We start from the raw sequence: 22,134 nt of genomic DNA on the forward strand, positions 1-22,134 counted from the left end.
CTTCCTAGGTAATCAGATAAAGCAGGGCGGCCAGCACCGCGGCGCTGGCGCCCAGGCGCAGCCACAGGCGTGCCAGCGACGCCACGCTGAAGCCCCACAGCAACAGCAGCAGATACACGACAAAGCCCAGCATCGCCGCCAGCACCACGGCTTCCGAACGGGCCATGCCCAGGCGCGCCAGCACGGCGCCGGCCGCCGTCACGCCCAGCGCCGTGACGGCGTAGCCGCCCGCCACGGCGCCCGTCACGCGCAGCAGCATGCGTGCCGGGGCGGCGATGCCGGCGACTCTGGAGCGCGCGCGCGTCGTCATGCGTGCCGCTTAAAAGCGCAGCGAGTAGCCGAGCGACAAGGTGCGTCCCCGTCCGGCGAAGTAGCGTTTGGGCTCGACCAGCGCGCTTTGCGAGTAGTACGTGATGTAGTCGCGGTCGAACAGGTTGGCCACCGCCAGGCGCAGCTCGCCCTTGGGCAGGCGGTAGCTGGCCGTGGCATCGACCAGCGTATAGCCGCTGAAATCCTTGGCCGCGTCGTCGAACGATTGGCGGAAGGCATGCTGTGCTTGCACGAAGGTTTTCAGCTGGGCGTTCCAGTCGGCCGACCAGGTGGCGATCAGGCGGTTGGGCGCCACGTTCAAGCCATCGAGGCGGGCGTCCAGGCTGCCGTTTTCGTCGCTGTCATAGCGGCCCTTGGTATAGGAATAGGCGAGCTTGGCGCGCTGGGCCGCGTTCAGCTGCAGGCCCACGCTCGCTTCCACGCCTTCGATGCGGGTTTTTTCACGCGCCATCATGAAGGCGCCATTGATGGGCACGATGCGCGTGCCGAAATCCGAATCGGAGCGGAAATAGCTGGCGTCCGCGTCCCACGCACCCTTGCGCACGCGGGTACCGACCTCGATGCTCTTCGTGAGTATCGGTTCCAGGTTGTGCATGTTGGCAATGCTTTGTCCCGGCGTATTGATCGAGCGTAACACCCGGCCGATATCGGGCATGCCGAAGCCTTCAGAATAGCTGCCGAAGATGGTGATGTCTTGCAGCGGGGTGTAGACGAGACCGGCGTTGACCAGGGTTTCATTGAATTTCAGCTTGCCGCCCGTTACCTTGACGCGCTTGTACTGCGCCAGGGTCTGATAGCTGTCGATTTGCAGGTCGGCATTTTCCTTGCGCACGCCCGCGTGCAGCGTGAGCTGGCCCGTCAGCTTGTATTCGCCCTGCAGGAACAGCGACAGGTTGCGGTATTCGGATTCGGGCACATAGGTGCGTCCCGTTGCGTACAGGTCTTGCTTGCCCTTGTCGAAGAGCGTGTCGAAGCCCACCGTCAGTTTCAGGCGGCCATCGAGCAAGTCTGAACGGCTCAGGCCGACCTTGCTGCCGTACTTGGAGGCGACGGCGCGCGACTGGTCGTACAGCTTGCCGACGGGCGCGATGCTGGCGTCCTGGAAGGTGGCCGAATTGTCCGCGCCAAACAGGCCTTCGAATTCCTGGTTGAAGACCATGGCCGACAGCTCCATGCCGGCCAGGTTGGCGTGGCTGTAGCTGAGGCTGGAAGTCCACACATCGTTCCACGGCGCGATGCCTGGCGGCTCGCCTTTCACCGACACGCTGGGCAAGCCCGTGGCGCGGTTGCCGGCGACGACCAGGTAGCTGGCCTTCGACTTGATCTTGTAGCGGTTGAGCGACAGCTGCAAACGCTGCTCGTCATCGATGACATAGCCCAGCTTGGCGAGCACGTCATACGTGCGCGAATCCATCAGGTCGCCCTGCGTATTGTCGCTGCCGATAGGGTGGCCCTTGCCATCCAGATACAGCCCCTGGTCTTCGTACGAGGCGGCCAGCAGGTACTCCAGCTTGTCCGTGCGTCCGTCCAGGCGGTAGCTGGTCTTGTAATTCATCACGTCGGAACCCGTTTGCGCCGTGGGCGCTGTCGCCTGGACGTCGATGTGCTGGTTGAAGCTGCCCTTTTCAGGACGCCGCGTGATGATGTTGATGGTGCCGCCCGTGGCGCCCAGGCCATTGATGGCGTTCGCGCCCTGGATCACTTCGATGCGCTCGACCATGGAGAAATCGATGGTATGGGCTTCGCGTCCCGTGGGGCGCATGGGGTTCGACTGGGGCACGCCGTCGACGAGGATCAGCGGTGCGCGCCCGCGCAGGGTTTCGCCCGAGCCATTCATCTTGCCGCGGCTGGGCGTGTAGGACGGCAGCACGCTGCTCAGGACATCCGAGGAATTGCCGGAAATGGCCATCTGCCGCGCGATTTCCGCCTTGCCAATGATGACCACGGTTTGCGGCGCCTTGTCCGCCGCGATATTCGAACGCGAGGCGGACACCACCACGGCCTGCATCTGGCCGTCCGTTCCGCTGCCGTCCGCCGCCAGCTGCGCCATGGCGGAGGGCGCAGCCAGGGCAGCCATCAGGGCGGCGTACAGGGGGGGATAAGGCAACGGCATGCTTTTGAATAACTTCACAGGATGTCCTTCAGACTGGGGTGGGAATGCCATGGCCGCACTGGGGATTGCAACGCAGGCGCCATGGCCGCGAGGAGATGGCACTGTTGTGGGCATGCGGAACATTCCACAGCTGCCGCGTTGGCGGCAAGCTATCGTCTAAAAGAACCCGAGGTGCGCCAGTGACGGCTGCCAGGCAGGGCGCTGGCAGGACAAAGTTGCCCGCCTGGCTAGCTGCCTGAGAATGATTGTCATTATCAACAAGTGCGACAGGCATGTCAATGTGCGCCGATGGACGTTCACCCTTGCCGCAACGCCGGCGGCCCGATTCCACGGCGACGGCCATGCTGCCGTTTTTTGTGCGGCTGATCCTGAAAACGCCCCTGACGCCCGTGTCGTTGTCGGTTTGCAACCTCCAAAGTCACCCGGCCGCCGATATCGAAATTGATATCGAAACAGTGGAAAAATTGATTGGAGAGATTATCGCCCAGCCCCTAAGATAAACGCCGAGCATGCGAACGACATGCAAGCGGCATAAAAAATATCAATACAATATTTGGAGATTCATGATGCGCAACGCCACCGGCCCGCTCGCGGCCACTTCCCCTCGTCCATTCACCTTGAAGGCAGCCGTTGCGGCATTGGCCGGTATTGGCTTGCTGAGCACGGCTTCGGTCCGGGCGCAGGAGGTGGTGGCGGCCGATGCCGGTGCCGAGCCTGCCGCGGAAGTGGCTGTCGTGACCGTCAGCGGCGTGCGCCGCTCGGCGCAGAATTCGCAGCAGATCAAGATGCGCTCGGACCAGGTCATCGATTCCATCGTGGCTGACGACATCGGCAAATTTCCTGACAATAACGTGGCCGAGACCCTGGCGCGCATTTCCGGCATCCAGATCCGCCGCGATTCGGGCGAGGCGAGCGCCGTCATGATCCGCGGCTTGCGCGATGTCACGACCCTGCTCAATGGCCGCGAACTGTTCACCACCACGGGCCGCTACGTCAACCTGGCCGACATTCCCGCCACCATGCTGCAGCGTGTCGACGTCTATAAATCGCAGGGCGCGGACCAGGTCGAAGGCGGCGTGGCCGGCATCATCGACGTGCGCACCAACCGTCCGTTCGATTTCAAGGATTTTACGGCCAGCGTGAATACGCGCGCCGTCTACAGCGACAAATCCAAGGCCACGGACCCGAACATCAGCGGCATGCTGTCGAACCGCTGGAAGACGGGCATCGGCGAACTGGGCGCGCTGCTGGGCCTGTCGCAGCAGCAGCACCGTTATCACGAGGAACGCGCGTTCAATACGGCGCCCGTGGATAAAAGTTTCCTGTCGCCTGGCTTGACGGGGCCGGACCAGGTGGGCTTGCTGCCGATCAAGGGCGACCGCCGCCGCACAACCGCCAATGCCGTGCTGCAATGGCGCCCGAACGCCGACGTCGAGCTGTACGCGGAAGGCATGGCCACGCGCTTCCTGCTCGATGCCGAGTCCGATTACTTTGTCGGCTTGCCATGGTGGGGCACGCCCGTGTCGGCAACAAAAATTCCCGGCACTGACCAGCTGCAAACCCTCACGTCCACCAACGTCAACACCATCATGTCGACGCAGGCGAACAAGAATCAGACGAAGACGCATCAATTTGCCGTGGGCGGCTTGTGGGATATCAATCCTGAATGGCGTTTTACGTCGGAAGTGGCCAGCACCAAGAGCACCTATGTCTGGCGCAACCCGATTCTCGACGCCATCACTGTCGTGCCGAATGCCCGCATCAATACCAACCAGAACGGCACCCTGCACGTCGACTACACGGGCATCGATTTGCAAGACCCGTCGAATTATTATCTGAAGGGCTTCTTCGACCGCTACGGCAAAGACCAGGGCAGCTCGAACGACGTGCGCGCCGACCTGGCGTACACGCCCAGTGCCGGCGGCATCTTCAAGGAAATCAGCGTCGGCCTGCGCGGCGTGAAGCGCGAAGCCGAATCGATCAAGAGTTTCGAGGGCAATGCGGAAGCACCGGACGTGTCCGGCGCCGTATTTCCGTTCGGCCGCCAGAGCGTGACGTCGATTCCGGGCCTCAACTGTCTGTCGGAACCGATGTCCAGCGGCGGCCCCGACTATGGCTTGAAGCAGTGGTACACGCCGTGCGCCAGCTTCCTGCTTAATAATACGGGCACCATCCGCGAAGCCGTCACGGGCAGCGGCGCGGCGCGCGCCATGGACCCGGGCTCGTTCTTCAAGGATACGGAAAAAACGTATTCGATCTATACCAAGGCCAAGGTCGCCTTCAAGCTGGGCGCCTACCCCGTCGATGGCACCCTGGGCGTGCGCGTCGTGCGCACCGAACAAAGCTTGCAAGGCAACAGTTCGCAGGATGGCGTCTACACGCCTGTCATCAGCGACACGGCCAGCACCGACGTGCTGCCGAGCGTGGCCCTGAAAATCAAGCTGCGCTCGGACCTGGTCGGCCGCTTCGCTGCGGGCCGCACCATCAGCCGTCCCGGCTTTTCCCAGTTGAACCCGGGCGTGGCCCTCGTCAACTCGACGGAAACGGTGAAGGCGACGGGCGCGGGCGGCAATCCGAATTTGAAACCAGTCACGGGCGACAATGTTGACGCGGCACTGGAATGGTATTTCGCGCCCGCCGGTTCCGTCACGGCCACCGTGTTCCACCACAAGTTCGACGGTTATATCCAGCAACGCATTTCCAGCGAAACCATCGCCGGCAAGACCTATGATGTGGACCGCCCGTACAACACGGCCGCCGGCAAGCTGCAAGGCCTGGAAATTGGCTATCAGCAGTTTTATGACGGCTTGCCCGGTCTGCTGAGCGGCCTGGGTTTGCAAGCGAACGGCACCTACATGAGCGGCACCACGGACGACGAGACGGGCAGCCATGCCATCACGGGCGTGTCGCGCTACGCCTACAACCTGGTGCTGCTGTACGAAAAAGACGCGTGGTCGGGCCGCCTGGCCTACAACTGGCGCTCGAAATTTGTCGACAGCTACAACCAGGGCGGTCCCGGCCTGGACTTGAAAGTGGCGTCGACGGCCCAGCTCGACGGTTCGCTGTCGTACAAGATCAACGAGCAGTTCACCGTGACCCTCGATGGGAATAACTTGCTCGACACCAAGTTCAAGGATTACTGGAACACTGCGGGCGTGTATCCGCGCGACACGCGCCGCTATGACCGCACGGTAGGGTTATCACTGCGCTGGAAAATGTAAGTTGGTCGCACAGTAAAAAATCAAGGGCGTTGCCATGGTTTCGGCCGGCAACGCCCCTGTCAGTTGGGCAGTCACGCACGATTCATCATAAAAAGAATGGACGGAAAGCATGGAGACGCAAAAATTATCTACCGTTGAAAAGGTCGGCTTCGGCGCCGGCGACATGGCGCTCAATGTCGTCATCTCGTCGATGATGCTGATCATCACCTTTTTCTATACCGATATCTATGGCTTGAAAACCACGGACCTGGCCCTGCTGTTCGTGGCCGTGAAAGTCATCGGCGCCATCGCCGACCTGGTCATGGGCCAGATCACCGACCGCTACAGCTTTGCCTCGGGCCGCTACCGTCCATACCTGCTGTGGCTGGCCGTGCCGTATGGCGTCAGCGTCTTCTTTGTCTTCAGCACGCCCGAGTGGCAGTATGACGCCAAGCTGATCTGGGCATACTCGACGTATATCCTGATGACCATCATGACGGCCGGCGTGGGCATCCCCTACATTTCCCTGATCAGCGGCCTGACCAGCGACCCGCAGGACCGCCTGTCGGCCAACGGCTACCGCCTGTTCTTCGCCAAGATCGGCGCCTTCATGGTGACCATCGTCGTGCCGGTCCTGTCGCAGCGCTGGGGCGGCGGCAATCCGGCCGTCGGTTACCAGGCAGCCATGGCCGTGATGGCCGTCATGGGCGTGGCCCTGTTCCTGTTCTGCTATTTCTCCACCACCGAGCGCGTCGTGCACGTGGTGGAAAAGCAATCGCTGCTCGACCAATTGAAAGTGCTGCTGCAGAACGACCAGTGGCTGGTGCTGTGCGGCGTGTGCGTCACGGGCACCATCGGCTACGTGGTGCGCGGTTCCGTCGCCATTTATTACGCGAAATACTATCTGGGTGGCGGGACGGAAACCGTGGCCGCCTTCCTCACGACCGGCGTGGTGGCCGCCATCCTGGCCATGATCGCCTCGACCTGGATCACCAAGTTTTATTGCAAGGTAAAACTGTTCCGCTACACGCAGATCGGCGTCGCGCTGATCAGCCTGGCGATCTATTTCTTTGTGAAACCGAGCGACACCGTGCTGGCCTTCGCGCTGTATTTCCTGCTGTCCTTTGTCGTGGACTTGCATGCGCCCGTGTTCTGGTCGGCCATCGCGGAAACCATCGATTACGGTCAAGTCAAGACGGGCAAGCGCGTCTCGGGCTTCGCCTTTGGCGGCATCTCCGTCTGCCAGAAGGCGGGCATGGCGGTGGCGGGCGGCCTGGTGGGCGTGCTGCTCGCGTATTTCGACTACCAGCCCAACCATGAGCAAACCCAATTCGCCCTGAACGGCATCGCCCTGATGCTGTCGATCATCCCCGGTTTCTTCCACTTGCTGATGGGCTTGCTGATGTTCAAGTACCGCATCAGTGATACGTACTACAGCGGCGTGAAGTCGGAAATGCACAAGCGCGGTTTTGTCTCCGCGTAAGAATAATTGAATGGAGCAAGCAACATGGCAGACATCTTGAAACCGCTGATCGAACAGCGCGCCGACCCGCATATCTACCGTCACAGCGACGGCTATTATTACTTTACGGCGTCCGTGCCGCAGTACGACCGCATCGAACTGCGCCGCGCCGACAGTATCGCCGGCCTGGCCGACGCGCAAACGGTCGACGTGTGGCACAAGCCGGAAACGGGGCCGTACAGCGAGCTGGTGTGGGCGCCGGAATTGCACTTCAACCAGGGCGCCTGGTATGTGTATTTCGCCGCCGCGCCGAGCCGCGAGATCAAACATAAACTGTTCCAGCACCGCATGTATGCGATCCGCAACACGAACGCCAATCCTTTGATTGGCGAATGGGAATTCATGGGCCAGATCGACACGGGCATCGACACCTTCTGCCTGGACGCCACCACGTTCGAGCACGACGGCGTGCTGTATTACCTGTGGGCGCAGAAAGATGTCGCCATCGAGGGCAATTCGAACCTGTACATCGCGCCGATGGCCACGCCGTGGCAGCTGGCCGGTCCGCCCGTGATGCTGAGCAAGCCGGAATTCGACTGGGAAATCCGCGGCTTCTGGGTCAATGAGGGGCCGTCCGTGCTGAAGCGCAACGGCAAGATCTTCATCAGCTATTCGGCCAGCGCCACCGATGAAAACTACGCGATGGGCCTGCTGTGGGCCGACGACTCCGCCGACCTGCTCGATCCAGCGGCGTGGACCAAGTCGCCCGAGCCCGTGTTTGCCACCTGCTACGAGCACGGCATCTACGGCCCCGGCCACAACAGCTTCACGACGGCCGGCGATGGCGACGGCGTATTGCTGGTGTACCATGCCCGCACCTACACGGAAATCGTTGGCGACCCCTTGTGGAACCCGGATCGCCACACGTTTGTCAAACCGTTGCGCTGGGATGCGCAAGGCATGCCCGTGTTTGGCCGCTCATCGACCCTGTAAAACCTGGACCCGACGCCATGACCCCAGTTGATTCTGTTTCAGTGACGCAATTGCCGTTCGGCATCCTGCCCGATGGCCAGCACGTCAGCGTATTTACCCTGACGAACCGCCAGGGCATGCAAGTCAAGGTGCTCGACTTTGGCGCCATCATCAGCGAAATCCACGTGCCGGACCGCGACGGCAGCTTTGCCGACGTGGTGCTGGGTTTCGACCGCCTCGCGCCGTATCTGCACAACAGCGCTTTCCTGGGCGCCGTCATCGGGCGCTTCGGCAACCGCATCGCCGAGGGACGTTTCAGTTTGGACGGCAAGGATTACCAGCTGGCCGTGAATAACCCGCCCAATCATTTGCATGGCGGCGACCAAGGCTTTCACCAGGTCATATGGCAAGCCGCGCCGTTCACCAGGGACGACGCCGTCGGTATCACGTTCACGCGCAGCAGCCCGCACGGCGAAGACGGCTACCCGGGAAAGCTGGATGTCACCGTCGTGTACGAACTGGACAACGATAACGCGCTGAGCCTGCGCTATCACGCCGTGACGGACCAGGCCACACCGGTCAACTTGACCAACCACAGCTATTTCAACTTGGCGGGGCACGGCGATATCCTTGGCCACGAGTTGTCCATCAACGCGGACCGCTACCTGCCCGTGGACGCGGGGTCGATCCCCACGGGCGAATTGGCGGACGTGTCCGGCACGCCGTTCGACTTGCGCCAGAGCACCGTCATCGGCAACAGCATAGCCCTGCCGCATGAGCAGCTGTGCATCGGCCGCGGCTACGACCATAACTTTGTGCTGAATCAACAGCCGGGGCATAGACTGAACCTGGCCGCCACCGTGCGCGATCCCGTTTCCGGCAGGGTGATGCAGGTGTACACGCAGGAGCCGGGCATCCAGTTTTATTCCGGTAATTTCCTCGACGGCAGCCAGCAGGGCAAGCAGGGCGCCATCCGCTATCGCGGCGCGCTATGCCTGGAAACCCAGCATTTTCCGGATTCGCCGAACCAGCCGCATTTCCCGAATACCATTTTGCGCCCGGGCGAGGTGTATCAGACGGAAACGGTCTATCGGTTTTCCGCAGAATAATCGTCGCAGACCCCAAAAACCCTCCAGCCCTGCCGCCACGCGCCCGCAGGGCGTTTTCATTGGTGCTTATTGATATCGTTTTCGATATCGGAACGCATTAAAAATTGATTGGAAAGGCATGGCAGGATTCTTTAGTATTCCAACATCGCTGCCCGGGCCGACGACATTAGATCCGGCATGGCACAACCAGGAGAATGGCATGTCTGAGACAAAAAAGAAGGTAGCCCTGCGCTCTGCCGAGTGGTTCGGCTCGCAGGACAAGAACGGCTTCATGTACCGCAGCTGGATGAAAAACCAGGGCATACCTGACCACGAGTTTCACGGCAAGCCCATCATCGGCATCTGCAATACCTGGTCCGAACTGACCCCCTGCAACGCACATTTCCGCCAACTGGCCGAACACGTCAAGCGCGGCATCCTGGAGGCGGGTGGTTTCCCCGTGGAATTCCCTGTCTTCTCGAATGGCGAATCGAATTTGCGCCCGACAGCCATGCTGACGCGCAACTTGGCGTCGATGGACGTGGAAGAATCGATCCGCGGCAACCCGATGGACGCCGTCGTGCTGCTGGTCGGCTGCGACAAGACGACGCCGGCGCTGCTGATGGGTGCGGCCAGCGTCGACATTCCGACCATCGTCGTCAGCGGCGGCCCCATGCTGAACGGCAAACTCAATGGCAAGGACATCGGTTCCGGCACGGCCGTATGGCAGTTGCACGAGCAGATGAAGGCCGGATCGATCACCTTGCACCAGTTCATGTCGGCCGAATCGGGCATGTCGCGCTCGGCCGGTACCTGCAACACCATGGGCACGGCTTCGACGATGGCCAGCATGGCGGAAGCGCTGGGCACGTCCCTGCCGCACAACGCGGCCATCCCTGCCGTCGATTCGCGCCGCTACGTGCTGGCCCATATGTCGGGCATCCGCATCGTCGAAATGGTGCACGAAGACCTGCGCCTGTCGAAAGTGCTGACGCGCGAAGCGTTTGAAAACGCCATCAAGGTCAACGCCGCCATCGGCGGTTCGACCAACGCCGTGATTCACCTGAAGGCGATTGCCGGCCGCATCGGCGTGCCTTTGGAGCTGGAAGACTGGACCAAGGTAGGCCGCGGCACGCCGACCATCGTCGACTTGCTGCCGTCGGGCCGTTTCCTGATGGAAGAGTTTTATTATGCGGGCGGCTTGCCGGCCGTGATACGCCGCCTGGGAGAGGGCGATTTGCTGCCGCACAAGAATGCGCTGACCGTCAATGGCAAGTCGCTGTGGGACAACTGCGTCGAAGCGCCGATCTACAACGATGAAGTGGTACGCACGCTGGACAACCCATTGCTGGCCGATGGCGGCATTTGCGTGTTGCGCGGCAACCTGGCGCCACGCGGCGCCGTGCTGAAACCGTCGGCCGCCTCGCCGCACCTGATGCAACACCGCGGCAAGGCCGTCGTGTTCGAGGATTTTGAACATTACAAGGCCCGCATCGTTGATCCGGATCTGGATGTCGACGCGAACTCCGTGCTGGTCATGAAGAACTGCGGCCCGAAAGGCTATCCTGGCATGGCCGAAGTAGGCAACATGGGCTTGCCGCCGAAACTGCTGGCGCAAGGCATCACCGACATGGTGCGCATCTCGGATGCACGCATGAGCGGCACGGCCTACGGCACCGTCGTCTTGCACGTGGCGCCGGAAGCGATGGCCGGCGGCCCGCTGGGCATCGTGCGCGACGGCGACATGATCGCCCTCGACTGCCACAACGGCAGCCTGAACATCGACATCAGCGACGCGGAAATCGCCGAGCGCCTGGCGGCCCGCGAACTGGGCAGCGCGCCCGGGCCGAAGAGCGGCTACCAGCAGCTGTACATCGAACACGTGTTGCAGGCCGATGAAGGCTGCGATTTCGACTTCCTGGTCGGCAATCGCGGTTCCGCCGTGCCGCGCCACTCACACTAAGCGGAGAATCCCATGCTGTTGCTGCAATTTACGAATGAACACGGCGGCCGTCTCGTCGGCCTGCTGCAAGACGACGTCATCCGCGTCATCGAAGGCTACAACACGACGTATGCGCTGGCGCAAGACGCCATCCGCAAAAAGGTGAGCCTGGCGGACCTGGTCAACGCCACCGTCGGCAACACCACGCATGCCTATGCGGACGTGGCCGCTGCCGGACGTGTGCTGCCGCCGCTCGACCACGCCGACGAAGCGCACTGCTACGTGACGGGCACGGGCCTGACCCACCTGGGCAGCGCCGGCGCGCGCGACGCCATGCACAAGAAGATCGGCGGCGACGCGGAGTCCCTGAGCGACTCGATGAAAATGTTCCGCCTGGGCGTGGAAGGCGGCAAGCCGGCTGACGGCACGGCCGGCGCCCAGCCCGAATGGTTTTACAAGGGCGACGGCTCCATCGTGCGCCCAAGCGGCCAGCCGCTGCGCATGCCGGACTTTGCCCTCGATGGCGGCGAAGAGCCGGAAATCGCCGGCCTGTACGTGATCGGCGATGACGGCCAGCCCTACCGTGTCGGCTACGCCATCGGCAATGAATTCTCGGACCACATCACGGAACGACAGAACTATCTGTACCTGGCCCACTCGAAGCTGCGCGCCTGCAGCGTGGGCCCGGCCCTGCTGGTGGGCGAATTGCCCGCGCATATCGCCGGCGCCTCGCGCGTGCTCGATGCGGCTGGCAATGTGCGCTGGGAAAAAGCGTTCGTCAGCGGCGAAGAGAATATGTCGCACACGATTGCCAACCTGGAACACCATCACTTCAAGTATCCGCTGTTCAAGCGCCCTGGCGACGTGCACGTGCACTTCTTCGGCACGGCAACGTTAAGCTTTGCCGATGGCGTGAGCGTGGCGCCGGGTGAAACCTTTGAAATCGAAGCGCCGGCCTTTGGCCCTGCCTTGCGCAACCGCCTCGATGTCTTCCCAACCGAATTTGCGAAAGTGAGCACATTATGAGTTTCAATATCACCGGTGATGCATTGATCGGCGGCGTCGCCGTCAAGGGTAACGGCGGCTCTTTCGAAGCGTGGGACCCGGCCGCGCGCGCGCACATCGCGCCCGCTTTCCACATGGTCGACGCCGCGCAAATCGACGCGGCGTGCCGTCTGGCGCAAGCCGCGTTCGACCCGTTCCGCGCCACCACGGATGCGGAACGCGCCGATTTTCTCGACACCATCGCCGCGCAAATCCTCGAGCTGGGCGACGACCTGATCGTGCGCGCCATGACGGAAAGCGGCTTGCCGCGCGCGCGCCTGGAAGGCGAACGTGGCCGCACGGTGGGTCAGCTGAAACTGTTCGCCGGCTTGCTGCGCGAAGGATCGTGGACCGATGCGCGCATCGACAGCCCGCTGCCTGAGCGCACGCCGCCGCGTCCTGACTTGCGTTTGCGCATGATCGGCCTGGGCCCCGTCGCCGTGTTTGCGGCCAGTAACTTCCCGCTGGCCTTCTCGGTGGCTGGCGGCGATACGGCCTCGGCCCTGGCTGCCGGCTGCCCCGTCGTCCTGAAAGCCCACTCGGCCCATCCGGGCACGTCGGAACTGGTGGCGCGCGCCATCGTGAAAGCGATTGCCCTGTGCAAGCTGCCGGCCGGCGTGTTCGCCTTGCTGACGGGTACGGGCAATGGCATCGGCCAGACCCTGGTGGCGCATCCCGCCATCCAGGCTGTCGGCTTTACGGGTTCGCGTTCGGGCGGCATCGCCCTGATGAAAGTGGCGGCGGAACGTGCGCAACCGATCCCCGTGTATGCCGAAATGAGCAGCATCAATCCCGTCTTCGTGTTGCCGCAAGCGCTGGCTGCCCGTGGCGCGGCGATCGCCAGCGGTTTTGCCGCCTCGCTGACGATGGGCGTGGGCCAGTTCTGCACCAATCCCGGCCTCGTGCTGGGCCTGGAAGGCCCTGACTTTACGGCGTTTGCCGCCGCTGCCGCCGAAGCGCTGGCGCCGGCGCCGGCCGCCACCATGTTGACCGCTGGCATAGCCAGCAGCTATGCCAAGGGCGTCGCCGCCCTGGCGCAGCACGCCGACGTGACACCGCTGGTGCAAAACACGGGCGACGAAGGCAAGGGCGCCGCCGCCCTGTTCGTCACTTCGGGCGAAGCGTTTTTGGCCAAGCACGATCTGCGCGACGAAGTCTTCGGCCCGGCCTCGCTGCTGGTCGCCTGCCGCGACATCGAGCAATTGTTGGCGATCACGGAAAGCCTGGAAGGCCAGCTGACGGCCACCCTGCAAATCGATGCCGGCGACGTGGACGATGCGCGCCGTTTGCTGCCCGTGCTGGAACGCCGCGTGGGCCGCATCCTGGCCAACGGTTTCCCGACGGGCGTGGAAGTGTCGACGGCCATGGTGCACGGCGGCCCATTCCCGGCCACGTCGGACGGCCGCAGCACCTCGGTCGGTACGGCAGCCATCAACCGCTTCCTGCGTCCCGTGTCGTACCAGAACCTGCCGCAGGACTTGCTGCCGGAGTCGCTGCGCGACGATAATCCGCTGGGCATCTGGCGCCGTCACGATGGCGTGCTGGGCAAGGAATAACAACACGGCGAGCCGCATATTGAGTGCGGTTCGCTGTTGTTGCGCGTTGTACATAAAAAATAAACAGGCGGAGACAAGATGAAGCAATTGGCGAAATATGGCAGCTTGCAGGGCAAGCGCGTGTTCATCACGGGTGGCGGCAGCGGCATCGGCGAATCTTTGGTGGCGGAATTTGCCGCCCAGGGCGCGCTGGTGGCGTTTGTCGATATCGCCGTGGAAGCGAGCGAGGCCCTGTGCCGCCGCCTGGCCGAAGCGGGCCTGACGGCACCGTTGTTCCGCCATTGCGACATCACGGATATTCCATCGCTGCAAGCCGTCATGGCTGAACTGGCCGACAAGCTGGGCGACTTCGATATCCTCGTCAACAATGCCGCCAACGACCAGCGCCACCAGGCGCAGGACGTCACGCTGGAATACTGGAACGAGCGCATTGCGATCAATCAGCGTCCCATGTTCTTCACGTGCCAGGCCGTCTTCGAGGGCATGAAGCGCCAGGGCGGCGGTTCCATCATCAATGTCAGCTCGATTTCCTGGCACATGAAGTCGGGCGGCTACCCGGTGTATGCCACCACCAAGGCGGCCGTCGTGGGCCTCACGCGGGGCCTGGCGCGCGACTTTGGCGCCCACAATATCCGCGTCAATACCGTCACACCGGGCTGGGTCATGACGCAGCGCCAGATCGACCTGTGGGTCGACGACGCGGCGGAAGCGGAGATCAAGAAAAGCCAGTGCTTGCCAAGCAAGCTGATGCCACAGGACATCGCCGCCATGGTGCTGTTCCTTGCGTCGGACGATGGCGCTATGTGCTCCTCCCAGGAATTCATCGTCGATGCCGGCTGGGTCTGACAAAACGTCCAGGGCGTTGTTGCCTTGCCTAGCCGTACTGTCGTACTGTCTTCGGCAAGGCGCCTAGCCTGGACGTTTTGTCGGGCGCGGGTTTTTCCGCAGCCACCCCATTCTTGAATGCCACTAACCCCGAAGCAGGGGAGGCATCGCCACATCCAGATTGCGCCGGGGTTGACCCGGCCCTTGCTTTTCACTACAAAAACAGGAGACAGCATGAAATTCATCCATACCAGCATCGTGGCCCTCAGCCTGGCCATGGCCGCCGGCAGCACCTTTGCCGCGCCCGTCAAGGTCACCATCGACGTGGCCAAGCCCGGTGCCGTGATCAACAAGAACGTGTACGGCCAGTTCGCCGAGCACCTGGGCACGGGCATCTACGAAGGCATGTGGGTGGGGCCGGAGTCTTCCATTCCGAATACCAAGGGCTGGCGCAACGACGTGCTGGGCGCGCTGAAACAGTTGCACGTGCCCCTGGTCCGCTGGCCGGGCGGCTGTTTTGCCGATGAATACCACTGGAAGGACGGCATCGGTGCGCGCGACAAGCGCCCGACCAAGGTCAACACCAACTGGGGCGGCGTGGAAGAGTCGAATGCCGTCGGCACGCACGAATTCTTCGACCTGGCCGAGCTGCTGGGCGCACAGACCTATATCAACGGCAACCTCGGTTCCGGCACGCCGCAGGAAATGTCCGAATGGCTCGAATACATGACCTCGGACAGCAAATCGACCCTGGCCGAGCTGCGCCGCAAGAATGGCCGCGCCCAGCCGTACAAGGTCGATTACTTTGGCATCGGCAATGAAGCCTGGGGTTGCGGCGGCAATATGCGCCCGCAGTACTATGCCGACCTGTACAAGCACTATCACACTTTCATGAAGACGCCGGAAAGCGCGCGCCCGAAATTCATCGCCAGCGGCGGCAATGACGACGACATCAGCTGGTCCAGCACCCTGAGCCGCGAAATCAAGCCGAACATGATGGACGCCATCAGTTTCCACTACTACACGGTGCCGACCGGCATCTGGGAAAAGAAGGGTGCCGCCACCGGCTTTGGCGAAAATGAGTGGATTTCCACCCTGAACCGTACCCTGCGCATCGATAGCTTGATCAAGAACAATATCGCCGCCATCGACAAGAACGATCCCTCGAAAAAGACGGGTTTGTACGTCGATGAATGGGGCACCTGGTACGACGTGGAACCGGGCACCAACACGGGTTTCCTGTTCCAGCAAAACAGCTTGCGCGACGCCCTCGTCGCGGCCCTGAACTTCAATATTTTCCACGCCCACGCGGACCGTGTGCGCATGACGAATATCGCGCAAATGGTCAATGTGCTGCAAGCGATGATCATCACCGACAAGGACAAATATTTCCTCACGCCTACGTATCACGCGTTTGAAATGTATGTGCCCTTCCAGGACGCCACCTCGCTGCCGGTCGCTATTCAAGGCAACGGCAAGTACAGCCTGGGCAAGGTCAGCATTCCGGAAGTGAGCGCCTCGGCCGCGCGCGCCAGGGATGGCAAGGTGTATCTGTCGCTGGTCAATACCAACCCGCACAAGGCCGTCGACGTGAGCGTGGCGCTGGCAGGTCAAAAAGTGACAGCCGTTAATGGCCGCGTGCTGACCGCCGGCAAGATGGATGCCGTCAACAGCTTTGCGCAACCGCAAGCCGTGCAGCCGGTGGCGTTCAATGCCCAGGCGCAAGGCGGCAAGCTGACCGTGTCGGTGCCCGCCAAGGCGGTGGTGGTGGTGGCGGTCGAATAAACCTGCCGATTTTGAGGTATCCAGCCGGCCCGCATGACGGGCCGGCTGGCCATGTGGAGAACACGATGCAATTTTCGACAATGATGGCCTTGGCGGCCATGCTTGCCTTCAGCCCCGTCCAGGCGGCCCAGGTCAGCGTGCACGACCCCGTGATGGCCAAGGAAGGCGACACGTATTATTTGTACAGCACCGGTCCCGGCATTACCTTCTACAGTTCGAAAAACATGGTTGACTGGCAGCCGGAAGGGCGCGTCTTCTCTGGCCAGCCGACCTGGGCCAAGACGGCCGCGCCGTCGTTTGACGACCATATCTGGGCGCCCGATGTGCAATTTCACGACGGAAAATATTACCTGTACTACTCGGTGTCCGGCTTCGGCAAGAACACGTCCGGCATCGGCGTGACCGTCAACACGACCTTGAATCCCCGTTCGCCCGACTACCGCTGGGTCGATCAGGGCATGCTGCTGCAATCGGTGCCCGAGCGCGACGAGTGGAACGCCATCGATTCGAACGTCATCACCGATGCCAAGGGCACGCCGTGGATGTCGTTCGGCTCGTTCTGGAATGGTATCAAGCTGGTGAAACTGACGCCGGACTGGACCCGTATTGCGGAACCGCAAGAGTGGCACTCGCTGGCGCGCCGCGTACCCCTGCCGCCACGCGCAGGCGAATTCAAGCCCGCGCCCGAGGAAATCGAGGCGCCGTTCATTTTCCAGCGCGGCAACGATTACTTCCTCTTCGTTTCCTGGGGCTTGTGCTGCCAGAAGGAAAAAAGCACCTATCACCTGGCCGTGGGACGCTCAAAAAGCGTGACGGGCCCCTACCTGGACAAGGACGGCCGCGACATGGCGCAGGGCGGCGGCACGGTGCTGCTGAAAGGCGACAAGGATTGGCAAGGCCTCGGCCACAACAGCGCCTACACGTTCGACGGCAAGGATTACCTGGTGCTGCACGCCTACGAAACGGCGGACAATTATTTGCAGAAGCTCAAGATCCTGCCCATGACGTGGGACAAGGACGGCTGGCCGCAAGTCGACGCGCGCGGCTTGAACCGCTATCAAAGCCGGCAATTGCCGGCAGCCAAACGGTAAGCAGGGCAGAGGGTGGGCGGCAGGTGATACGCAAATCGGTATCACAAGCGAAAAAGAATTGATTGGATGGCTATGTTGCTTTCTCCTACCATGGGTTCATAAAAAACCGCCCATCCGGCATCCGGCTGTGATGGTATTCCAAAAAAAACTGGAGACAAGAATGAAATTGACACGCCGCACACTCCTCGCCAGCGCCATGTTGTTGGCACTGTCCGCTACTTCTTCCGCCTTTGCCGCCAAGCCCCTCGTCATGGGCTTTTCGCAGGTGGGCGCCGAAAGCGAATGGCGCACCGCCAATACCGTCTCCATCAAGGATGCGGCCAAGAAAGATGGCGTCACCCTGAAATTTGCCGATGCGCAGCAAAAACAGGAAAACCAGGTCAAGGCCCTGCGCTCGTTCATCGCGCAAAAGGTCGACGTGATCGCCTTCTCGCCCGTCGTTGAGTCCGGCTGGGATACGGTCTTGCGCGAAGCCAAGGCCGCCAAGATTCCCGTCATCCTGACCGACCGCGCCGTCAATGTCACCGACAAATCGCTGTACGTGACCTTCATCGGTTCCGATTTCGTGGAAGAGGGCCGCCGCGCCGGCCAATGGCTGCTCGAGCACGCCAAGAAAACCCCGGACGCGCAGCTGAACATCGTCGAGCTGCAAGGCACGGTCGGTTCCGCGCCGGCCATCGACCGCAAGGAAGGCTTCCAGGAAGTCATCGGCAAGAATCCGAAATTGAAGATCATCCGTTCGCAAACGGGTGACTTTACGCGCGCCAAGGGCAAGGAAGTGATGGAAGCGTTCCTGAAGGCCGAAGGCAAGAAGATCAACGTGCTGTACGCGCACAATGACGACATGGCCATCGGCGCCATCCAGGCCATCGAAGAAGCGGGCATGAAACCGGGCAAGGACATCATCATTATCTCGATCGATGGCGTCAAAGGCGCGTTCGAAGCCATGATCGCCGGCAAACTGAACGTCACCGTCGAATGCAGCCCGCTGCTGGGCCCGCAATTGATGTCGATCGCCCGCGACGTGGTGGCCGGCAAGCCCGTACCAGCGCGCATCACGACGGTGGAAGGCGTGTTCCCTGCCGAGGTGGCCGCCAAGGAATTCCCGAACCGTAAGTACTAAGCTTGCCGCATGATGAATACGCAAGCGCAACACAACGCCGCGCCAGCTCCCTTGCTGGAGTTGCGCGGCATCAGCAAGTCCTTTCCTGGCGTCAAAGCCCTCAGTGATGTTGCCCTGCGCCTGTATCCGGGCGAAGTGCACACCTTGATGGGGCAGAACGGCGCCGGGAAATCGACGCTGATCAAGGTGCTGACGGGCGTCTACACGCCCGACAGCGGCCAGATTCTGTTTGAAGGCAAGCCCATCGCCCCCGCATCCACGTCGGACGCGCAGTTGCTCGGCATCAGCACCGTGTACCAGGAAGTCAATCTGTGCCCGAACCTGTCGGTGGCGGAAAACATTTTTATCGGCCGCTACCCGCGCCGCTTCGGGGCCATCGACTGGCGTTCCATGCAGCAGCAGGCGCGTGCCTTGCTGCAGCAATTGCAGATCGATATCGATGTCACGGCGCAATTGTCCAGCTTTCCGCTGGCCATCCAGCAAATGGTGGCTATTTCGCGCGCGCTGAACATTTCGGCCCGCGTGCTGATCCTCGATGAACCCACGTCCAGCCTGGACGAGGCGGAAGTCAATCTGCTGTTTTCCGTGCTGCGCCGCCTGCGCGAGCAGGGCATGGCGATTCTGTTTGTGACCCACTTCCTCGACCAGACCTACGCCATTTCCGACCGCATCACCGTCATGCGCAATGGCGAGCGCGAGGGAGAGTACGCGTGCAGCGAACTGTCGCGCCTGGCGCTGGTCAATAAAATGATCGGCGTGGCTGCCGACACGCAGGAGCAAACGCTGGACCTGGCGCAGGAAGCGGGCGCCGCCAGCTTCGGCCCGACTGTGCTCGAAGCGCAGGGACTGGGCCGCAAGGGCGCCTTGCTGCCCATGGATTTTCACATCCGCCAGGGCGAATTGCTGGGCCTGGCCGGCTTGCTCGGTTCGGGCCGCACGGAACTGGCGCGTTTGCTGTTCGGCGCCGACAAGGCCGATTCCGGCAGCATCGTCATGCAGGGCAAGATACGCCAGTTCGCCGTGCCGCGCGACGCGATTGCCCAGGATATCGGCTTTTGCTCGGAAGACCGCAAGCACGAGGGCGCGATTTTGTCGCTGTCCGTGCGTGAAAACATCATCCTGGCCTTGCAGGCCCGCACGGGTCTGCTGCGCGCCATCCCGTTCAAACGCCAGCAGGCGCTGGCCGACGAGTATGTGAAGGCACTGGGCATCAAGACGGCCAGCATCGAAACGCCGATCGGCAGCCTGTCGGGCGGCAATCAGCAGAAAGCCTTGCTGGCGCGCTGGCTGGTGACGTCGCCGGCCATGCTGATCCTCGATGAACCGACGCGCGGCATCGACGTGCGCGCCAAGCAGGAAATCATGAGTTATGTGGCCAAACTGTGCCGCAAGGGCATGGCCATCCTGTTCATTTCCTCCGAATTGCCGGAAGTGCTGCGCTGCAGTGACCGCATCCTCGTCATGCGCGACCGCAAAGCCTGCGGCGACTATGCGCGCGGCGAGCTCGACGACAGCTCCGTGCTGCAAGTGATCGCCGGAGATGCCACATGAGTTTATCCACGCCATCGAACGCGCCCCTGGCGCGTCCGGCTTCCACTACGGGTACGTCCGCCTTGCATACCGTTCTGCACCACCCCTTGAGCCGGCCCCTGGCCGCGCTGTTGCTGCTGTTGCTGGTGGCTTTCTTTGCCATCCCCGGCTTTTTCCATCTGGAAATTCGTGATGGTCACCTGTACGGCAGCGTGATCGACATCGTCAACCGCGCCGCGCCGCTGATGCTGGCGGCCCTGGGCATGACCCTGGTCATCGCCACGCGCGGCATCGACATTTCCGTGGGCGCCGTCGTGGCCCTGTCCGGCACGGTGGCCGCCATGCTGATCGGCGGCACCATGGTGATGGACAACGGCGTGCCGACCTACGTGAGCAACATCCCCATGGGCTGGGCCCTGGCGGCCGCCCTGGGAGCTGCCCTGCTGTGCGGCGCCTGGAATGGCGTGCTGGTGGCGGGCCTCGGCTTGCAGCCCATCGTCGCGACATTGATACTGATGGTGGCGGGGCGTGGCCTGGCGCAATTGCTGACGGATGGGCAGATCGTCACCGTCTATTATCAACCGTTCTTTTTCATCGGCAGCGGCTACCTGTTCGGCTTGCCGTTCTCGCTGTTCCTCGTCGCTGCCGTGTTCCTCATCACGGCCGTGCTGATGCGCAAGACGGCCCTGGGCCTGTTCATCCAGGCCGTCGGCATCAACCCCGTCGCCGCGCGCCTGGCCGGCATCAAGACGGCGACGCTGATCTTTTTCGTCTACGTGTTTTGCGCCGCCTGCGCGGGCCTGTCGGGCCTGATGATCAGCTCGAACATCAAGAGCGCCGACGCGAATAACGCGGGCCTGATGCTGGAACTCGACGCCATCCTGGCCGTCACTTTGGGCGGCACCTCGCTGGCCGGCGGCAAGTTCAGCCTCGTGGGCAGCATGATCGGCGCGCTCATCATCCAGACCCTGACCTACACGATTTATTCGCTGGGCGTGCCGCCGGAAGTGAACATGGTCGTCAAGTCGGTCGTCGTCTTCCTCGTCTGCCTGTCGCAATCGTCGGAATTCAAGCAATTGCTGCATCGGAGAAAAGCATGAAGGGTTTGCTGCACACCCCGTATTTCACCTCGCTCGTCACGGTCCTGCTGCTGGTGGTGATGCTGGGCCTGGGCGGCGCCGCCTATCCGGGCCTGCTGTCGACGCAAGTGATCTTTAACCTGTTGATCGATAACGCCTTTTTGCTGGTCATCGCCGTCGGCATGACTTTTGTCATCGTCTCCGGCGGCATCGATCTGTCCGTCGGTTCCGTGCTGGCCCTGTCGACCATGATCGCCGCCTGGCTGCTGAACGTGGCGCACTGGCCGCCGCTCTTGGTGATCGTCACGGTGCTGGCGCTGGGCACCGTGTTTGGCGCCGGCATGGGCGCGCTGATCCATTACTTCAAATTGCAGCCGTTCATCGTCACCCTGGCCGGCATGTTTCTGGCGCGCGGCCTGTGCTATTTGATCAGCATCAACTCGATCACTATCGACGATCCGCTGTTCGTGGCCATGTCGCAGACGCAATTGCAGTTTCTCGGCGGCTTCGTTTCGCCCGGCGTCGTGATCGCCGTGATCACGTTGTTCTTGGCCATCTGGTTGGCGCACGCCACGCCGTTCGGCCGCGCCGTGTATGCGATCGGCGGCAATGAGCAGTCGGCCCTGATGATGGGGCTGCCCGTGGGCCGCACCAAGGTTTTCATTTACGCCTTCAGCGGCTTTTGCGCCGCGCTCGGCGGCGTGCTGTTTTCGTTCTACATGCTGTCCGGCTATGGCTTGCATGCGCAAGGCACGGAATTGGACGCGATTGCCGCCGTCGTCATCGGCGGCACCCTGCTCAGCGGCGGCTACGGCTATGTGGCGGGCGCGCTGTCCGGTGTGCTCGTGCTCGGCACCATCCAGACCCTGATCGCCTTCGACGGCACGCTCAGCTCGTGGTGGACCAAGATCGTCATCGGCGGCCTGCTGTTCGTCTTTTGCGTCGTGCAAAGACTGATGGCCATGGGCCAGAAAAATACCAATCGGAGTTAATA

17 protein-coding genes are annotated in these 22,134 nt (G+C 62.1%); 15 read left to right on the forward strand and 2 right to left on the reverse strand.

Annotated elements, in window-relative coordinates; all coding sequences use genetic code 11:
- Positions 1 to 4 precede the first annotated feature (4 nt).
- Together IGS55_RS11530 and IGS55_RS11535 are read right to left on the reverse strand one after the other, a co-directional pair.
- Positions 5 to 310 carry a hypothetical protein gene (locus IGS55_RS11530; protein ID WP_230518070.1) on the reverse strand — a complete coding sequence of 102 codons (306 nt, stop codon included), beginning with the start codon at positions 308 to 310 and terminating at the stop codon, positions 5 to 7.
- 9 nt (positions 311 to 319) lie between these two features.
- Entirely contained in the window at positions 320 to 2,461 is a 2,142-nt protein-coding gene (locus IGS55_RS11535; RefSeq protein ID WP_230518071.1) for a TonB-dependent receptor, read from the reverse strand.
- Between the two features lie 260 nt (positions 2,462 to 2,721).
- Here IGS55_RS11535 and IGS55_RS11540 point away from each other — a divergent pair, with 260 nt between their 5' ends.
- From IGS55_RS11540 to yjfF, 15 genes are all read left to right on the forward strand, one after another.
- Complete coding sequence (locus IGS55_RS11540; RefSeq protein ID WP_230518072.1) at positions 2,722 to 2,943, forward strand: hypothetical protein; 222 nt, start codon at positions 2,722 to 2,724, stop codon at positions 2,941 to 2,943.
- 63 nt (positions 2,944 to 3,006) lie between these two features.
- Entirely contained in the window at positions 3,007 to 5,664 is a 2,658-nt protein-coding gene (locus IGS55_RS11545) for a TonB-dependent receptor (protein ID WP_230518073.1), read from the forward strand.
- A 109-nt stretch (positions 5,665 to 5,773) separates the two neighbouring features.
- Positions 5,774 to 7,126, forward strand: a complete 1,353-nt coding sequence (locus tag IGS55_RS11550; RefSeq protein ID WP_230518074.1) for an MFS transporter — start codon at positions 5,774 to 5,776, stop codon at positions 7,124 to 7,126.
- Positions 7,127 to 7,150: 24 nt separating this feature from the next.
- Complete coding sequence (locus tag IGS55_RS11555) at positions 7,151 to 8,098, forward strand: glycoside hydrolase family 43 protein (RefSeq protein ID WP_230518075.1); 948 nt, start codon at positions 7,151 to 7,153, stop codon at positions 8,096 to 8,098.
- A gap of 17 nt (positions 8,099 to 8,115) precedes the next feature.
- The gene (locus IGS55_RS11560) at positions 8,116 to 9,186 is read left to right on the forward strand and encodes an aldose epimerase family protein (RefSeq protein ID WP_230518076.1); all 1,071 of its coding nucleotides are present in this window, start codon (positions 8,116 to 8,118) and stop codon (positions 9,184 to 9,186) included.
- Positions 9,187 to 9,385: 199 nt separating this feature from the next.
- On the forward strand, positions 9,386 to 11,128 hold the full coding sequence (locus tag IGS55_RS11565; RefSeq protein ID WP_034752921.1) for an IlvD/Edd family dehydratase: 1,743 nt from the start codon (positions 9,386 to 9,388) through the stop codon (positions 11,126 to 11,128).
- A gap of 12 nt (positions 11,129 to 11,140) precedes the next feature.
- Complete coding sequence (gene araD1 / locus IGS55_RS11570) at positions 11,141 to 12,133, forward strand: AraD1 family protein (protein WP_230518077.1); 993 nt, start codon at positions 11,141 to 11,143, stop codon at positions 12,131 to 12,133.
- Positions 12,130 to 13,707 carry an aldehyde dehydrogenase (NADP(+)) gene (locus IGS55_RS11575; protein ID WP_230518078.1) on the forward strand — a complete coding sequence of 526 codons (1,578 nt, stop codon included), beginning with the start codon at positions 12,130 to 12,132 and terminating at the stop codon, positions 13,705 to 13,707. Before araD1 ends, IGS55_RS11575 begins: the two co-directional genes overlap by 4 nt.
- 78 nt (positions 13,708 to 13,785) lie before the next feature.
- Positions 13,786 to 14,553, forward strand: a complete 768-nt coding sequence (locus IGS55_RS11580) for an SDR family NAD(P)-dependent oxidoreductase (protein WP_230518079.1) — start codon at positions 13,786 to 13,788, stop codon at positions 14,551 to 14,553.
- Between the two features lie 213 nt (positions 14,554 to 14,766).
- Positions 14,767 to 16,317 carry an alpha-N-arabinofuranosidase gene (locus IGS55_RS11585; protein WP_230518080.1) on the forward strand — a complete coding sequence of 517 codons (1,551 nt, stop codon included), beginning with the start codon at positions 14,767 to 14,769 and terminating at the stop codon, positions 16,315 to 16,317.
- A gap of 65 nt (positions 16,318 to 16,382) precedes the next feature.
- Positions 16,383 to 17,408 (forward strand): arabinan endo-1,5-alpha-L-arabinosidase, encoded by a 1,026-nt coding sequence (locus tag IGS55_RS11590; protein WP_230518081.1) that lies wholly within the window; start codon positions 16,383 to 16,385, stop codon positions 17,406 to 17,408.
- Between the two features lie 160 nt (positions 17,409 to 17,568).
- A complete protein-coding gene (locus IGS55_RS11595; protein WP_034752929.1) occupies positions 17,569 to 18,531 on the forward strand; it encodes an ABC transporter substrate-binding protein in 963 nt (320 codons plus the stop codon).
- A 9-nt stretch (positions 18,532 to 18,540) separates the two neighbouring features.
- The gene (locus tag IGS55_RS11600) at positions 18,541 to 20,082 is read left to right on the forward strand and encodes a sugar ABC transporter ATP-binding protein (RefSeq protein ID WP_230518082.1); all 1,542 of its coding nucleotides are present in this window, start codon (positions 18,541 to 18,543) and stop codon (positions 20,080 to 20,082) included.
- Positions 20,079 to 21,161 carry an ABC transporter permease gene (locus IGS55_RS11605; RefSeq protein WP_230518083.1) on the forward strand — a complete coding sequence of 361 codons (1,083 nt, stop codon included), beginning with the start codon at positions 20,079 to 20,081 and terminating at the stop codon, positions 21,159 to 21,161. Before IGS55_RS11600 ends, IGS55_RS11605 begins: the two co-directional genes overlap by 4 nt.
- Entirely contained in the window at positions 21,158 to 22,132 is a 975-nt protein-coding gene (gene yjfF / locus IGS55_RS11610) for a galactofuranose ABC transporter, permease protein YjfF (protein WP_230518084.1), read from the forward strand. Before IGS55_RS11605 ends, yjfF begins: the two co-directional genes overlap by 4 nt.
- Positions 22,133 to 22,134: the final 2 nt, after the last annotated feature.

The sequence above is a fragment of the Janthinobacterium sp. EB271-G4-3-2 genome, from assembly GCF_020858035.1.
In the GTDB taxonomy this organism is placed as follows: domain Bacteria; phylum Pseudomonadota; class Gammaproteobacteria; order Burkholderiales; family Burkholderiaceae_D; genus Janthinobacterium; species Janthinobacterium aestuarii.

Coding starts and splice junctions, on each gene's coding strand:
- IGS55_RS11600 (WP_230518082.1), top strand. CDS start 18,541: ATGATGAATACGCAAGCGCAACACAACGCCGCGCCAGCTCCCTTGCTG.
- IGS55_RS11565 (WP_034752921.1), top strand. CDS start 9,386: ATGTCTGAGACAAAAAAGAAGGTAGCCCTGCGCTCTGCCGAGTGGTTC.
- IGS55_RS11590 (WP_230518081.1), top strand. CDS start 16,383: ATGCAATTTTCGACAATGATGGCCTTGGCGGCCATGCTTGCCTTCAGC.
- IGS55_RS11545 (WP_230518073.1), top strand. CDS start 3,007: ATGATGCGCAACGCCACCGGCCCGCTCGCGGCCACTTCCCCTCGTCCA.
- IGS55_RS11585 (WP_230518080.1), top strand. CDS start 14,767: ATGAAATTCATCCATACCAGCATCGTGGCCCTCAGCCTGGCCATGGCC.
- IGS55_RS11555 (WP_230518075.1), top strand. CDS start 7,151: ATGGCAGACATCTTGAAACCGCTGATCGAACAGCGCGCCGACCCGCAT.
- yjfF (WP_230518084.1), top strand. CDS start 21,158: ATGAAGGGTTTGCTGCACACCCCGTATTTCACCTCGCTCGTCACGGTC.
- IGS55_RS11540 (WP_230518072.1), top strand. CDS start 2,722: ATGTGCGCCGATGGACGTTCACCCTTGCCGCAACGCCGGCGGCCCGAT.
- IGS55_RS11580 (WP_230518079.1), top strand. CDS start 13,786: ATGAAGCAATTGGCGAAATATGGCAGCTTGCAGGGCAAGCGCGTGTTC.
- araD1 (WP_230518077.1), top strand. CDS start 11,141: ATGCTGTTGCTGCAATTTACGAATGAACACGGCGGCCGTCTCGTCGGC.
- IGS55_RS11605 (WP_230518083.1), top strand. CDS start 20,079: ATGAGTTTATCCACGCCATCGAACGCGCCCCTGGCGCGTCCGGCTTCC.
- IGS55_RS11575 (WP_230518078.1), top strand. CDS start 12,130: ATGAGTTTCAATATCACCGGTGATGCATTGATCGGCGGCGTCGCCGTC.
- IGS55_RS11560 (WP_230518076.1), top strand. CDS start 8,116: ATGACCCCAGTTGATTCTGTTTCAGTGACGCAATTGCCGTTCGGCATC.
- IGS55_RS11595 (WP_034752929.1), top strand. CDS start 17,569: ATGAAATTGACACGCCGCACACTCCTCGCCAGCGCCATGTTGTTGGCA.
- IGS55_RS11530 (WP_230518070.1), bottom strand. CDS start 310: ATGACGACGCGCGCGCGCTCCAGAGTCGCCGGCATCGCCGCCCCGGCA.
- IGS55_RS11550 (WP_230518074.1), top strand. CDS start 5,774: ATGGAGACGCAAAAATTATCTACCGTTGAAAAGGTCGGCTTCGGCGCC.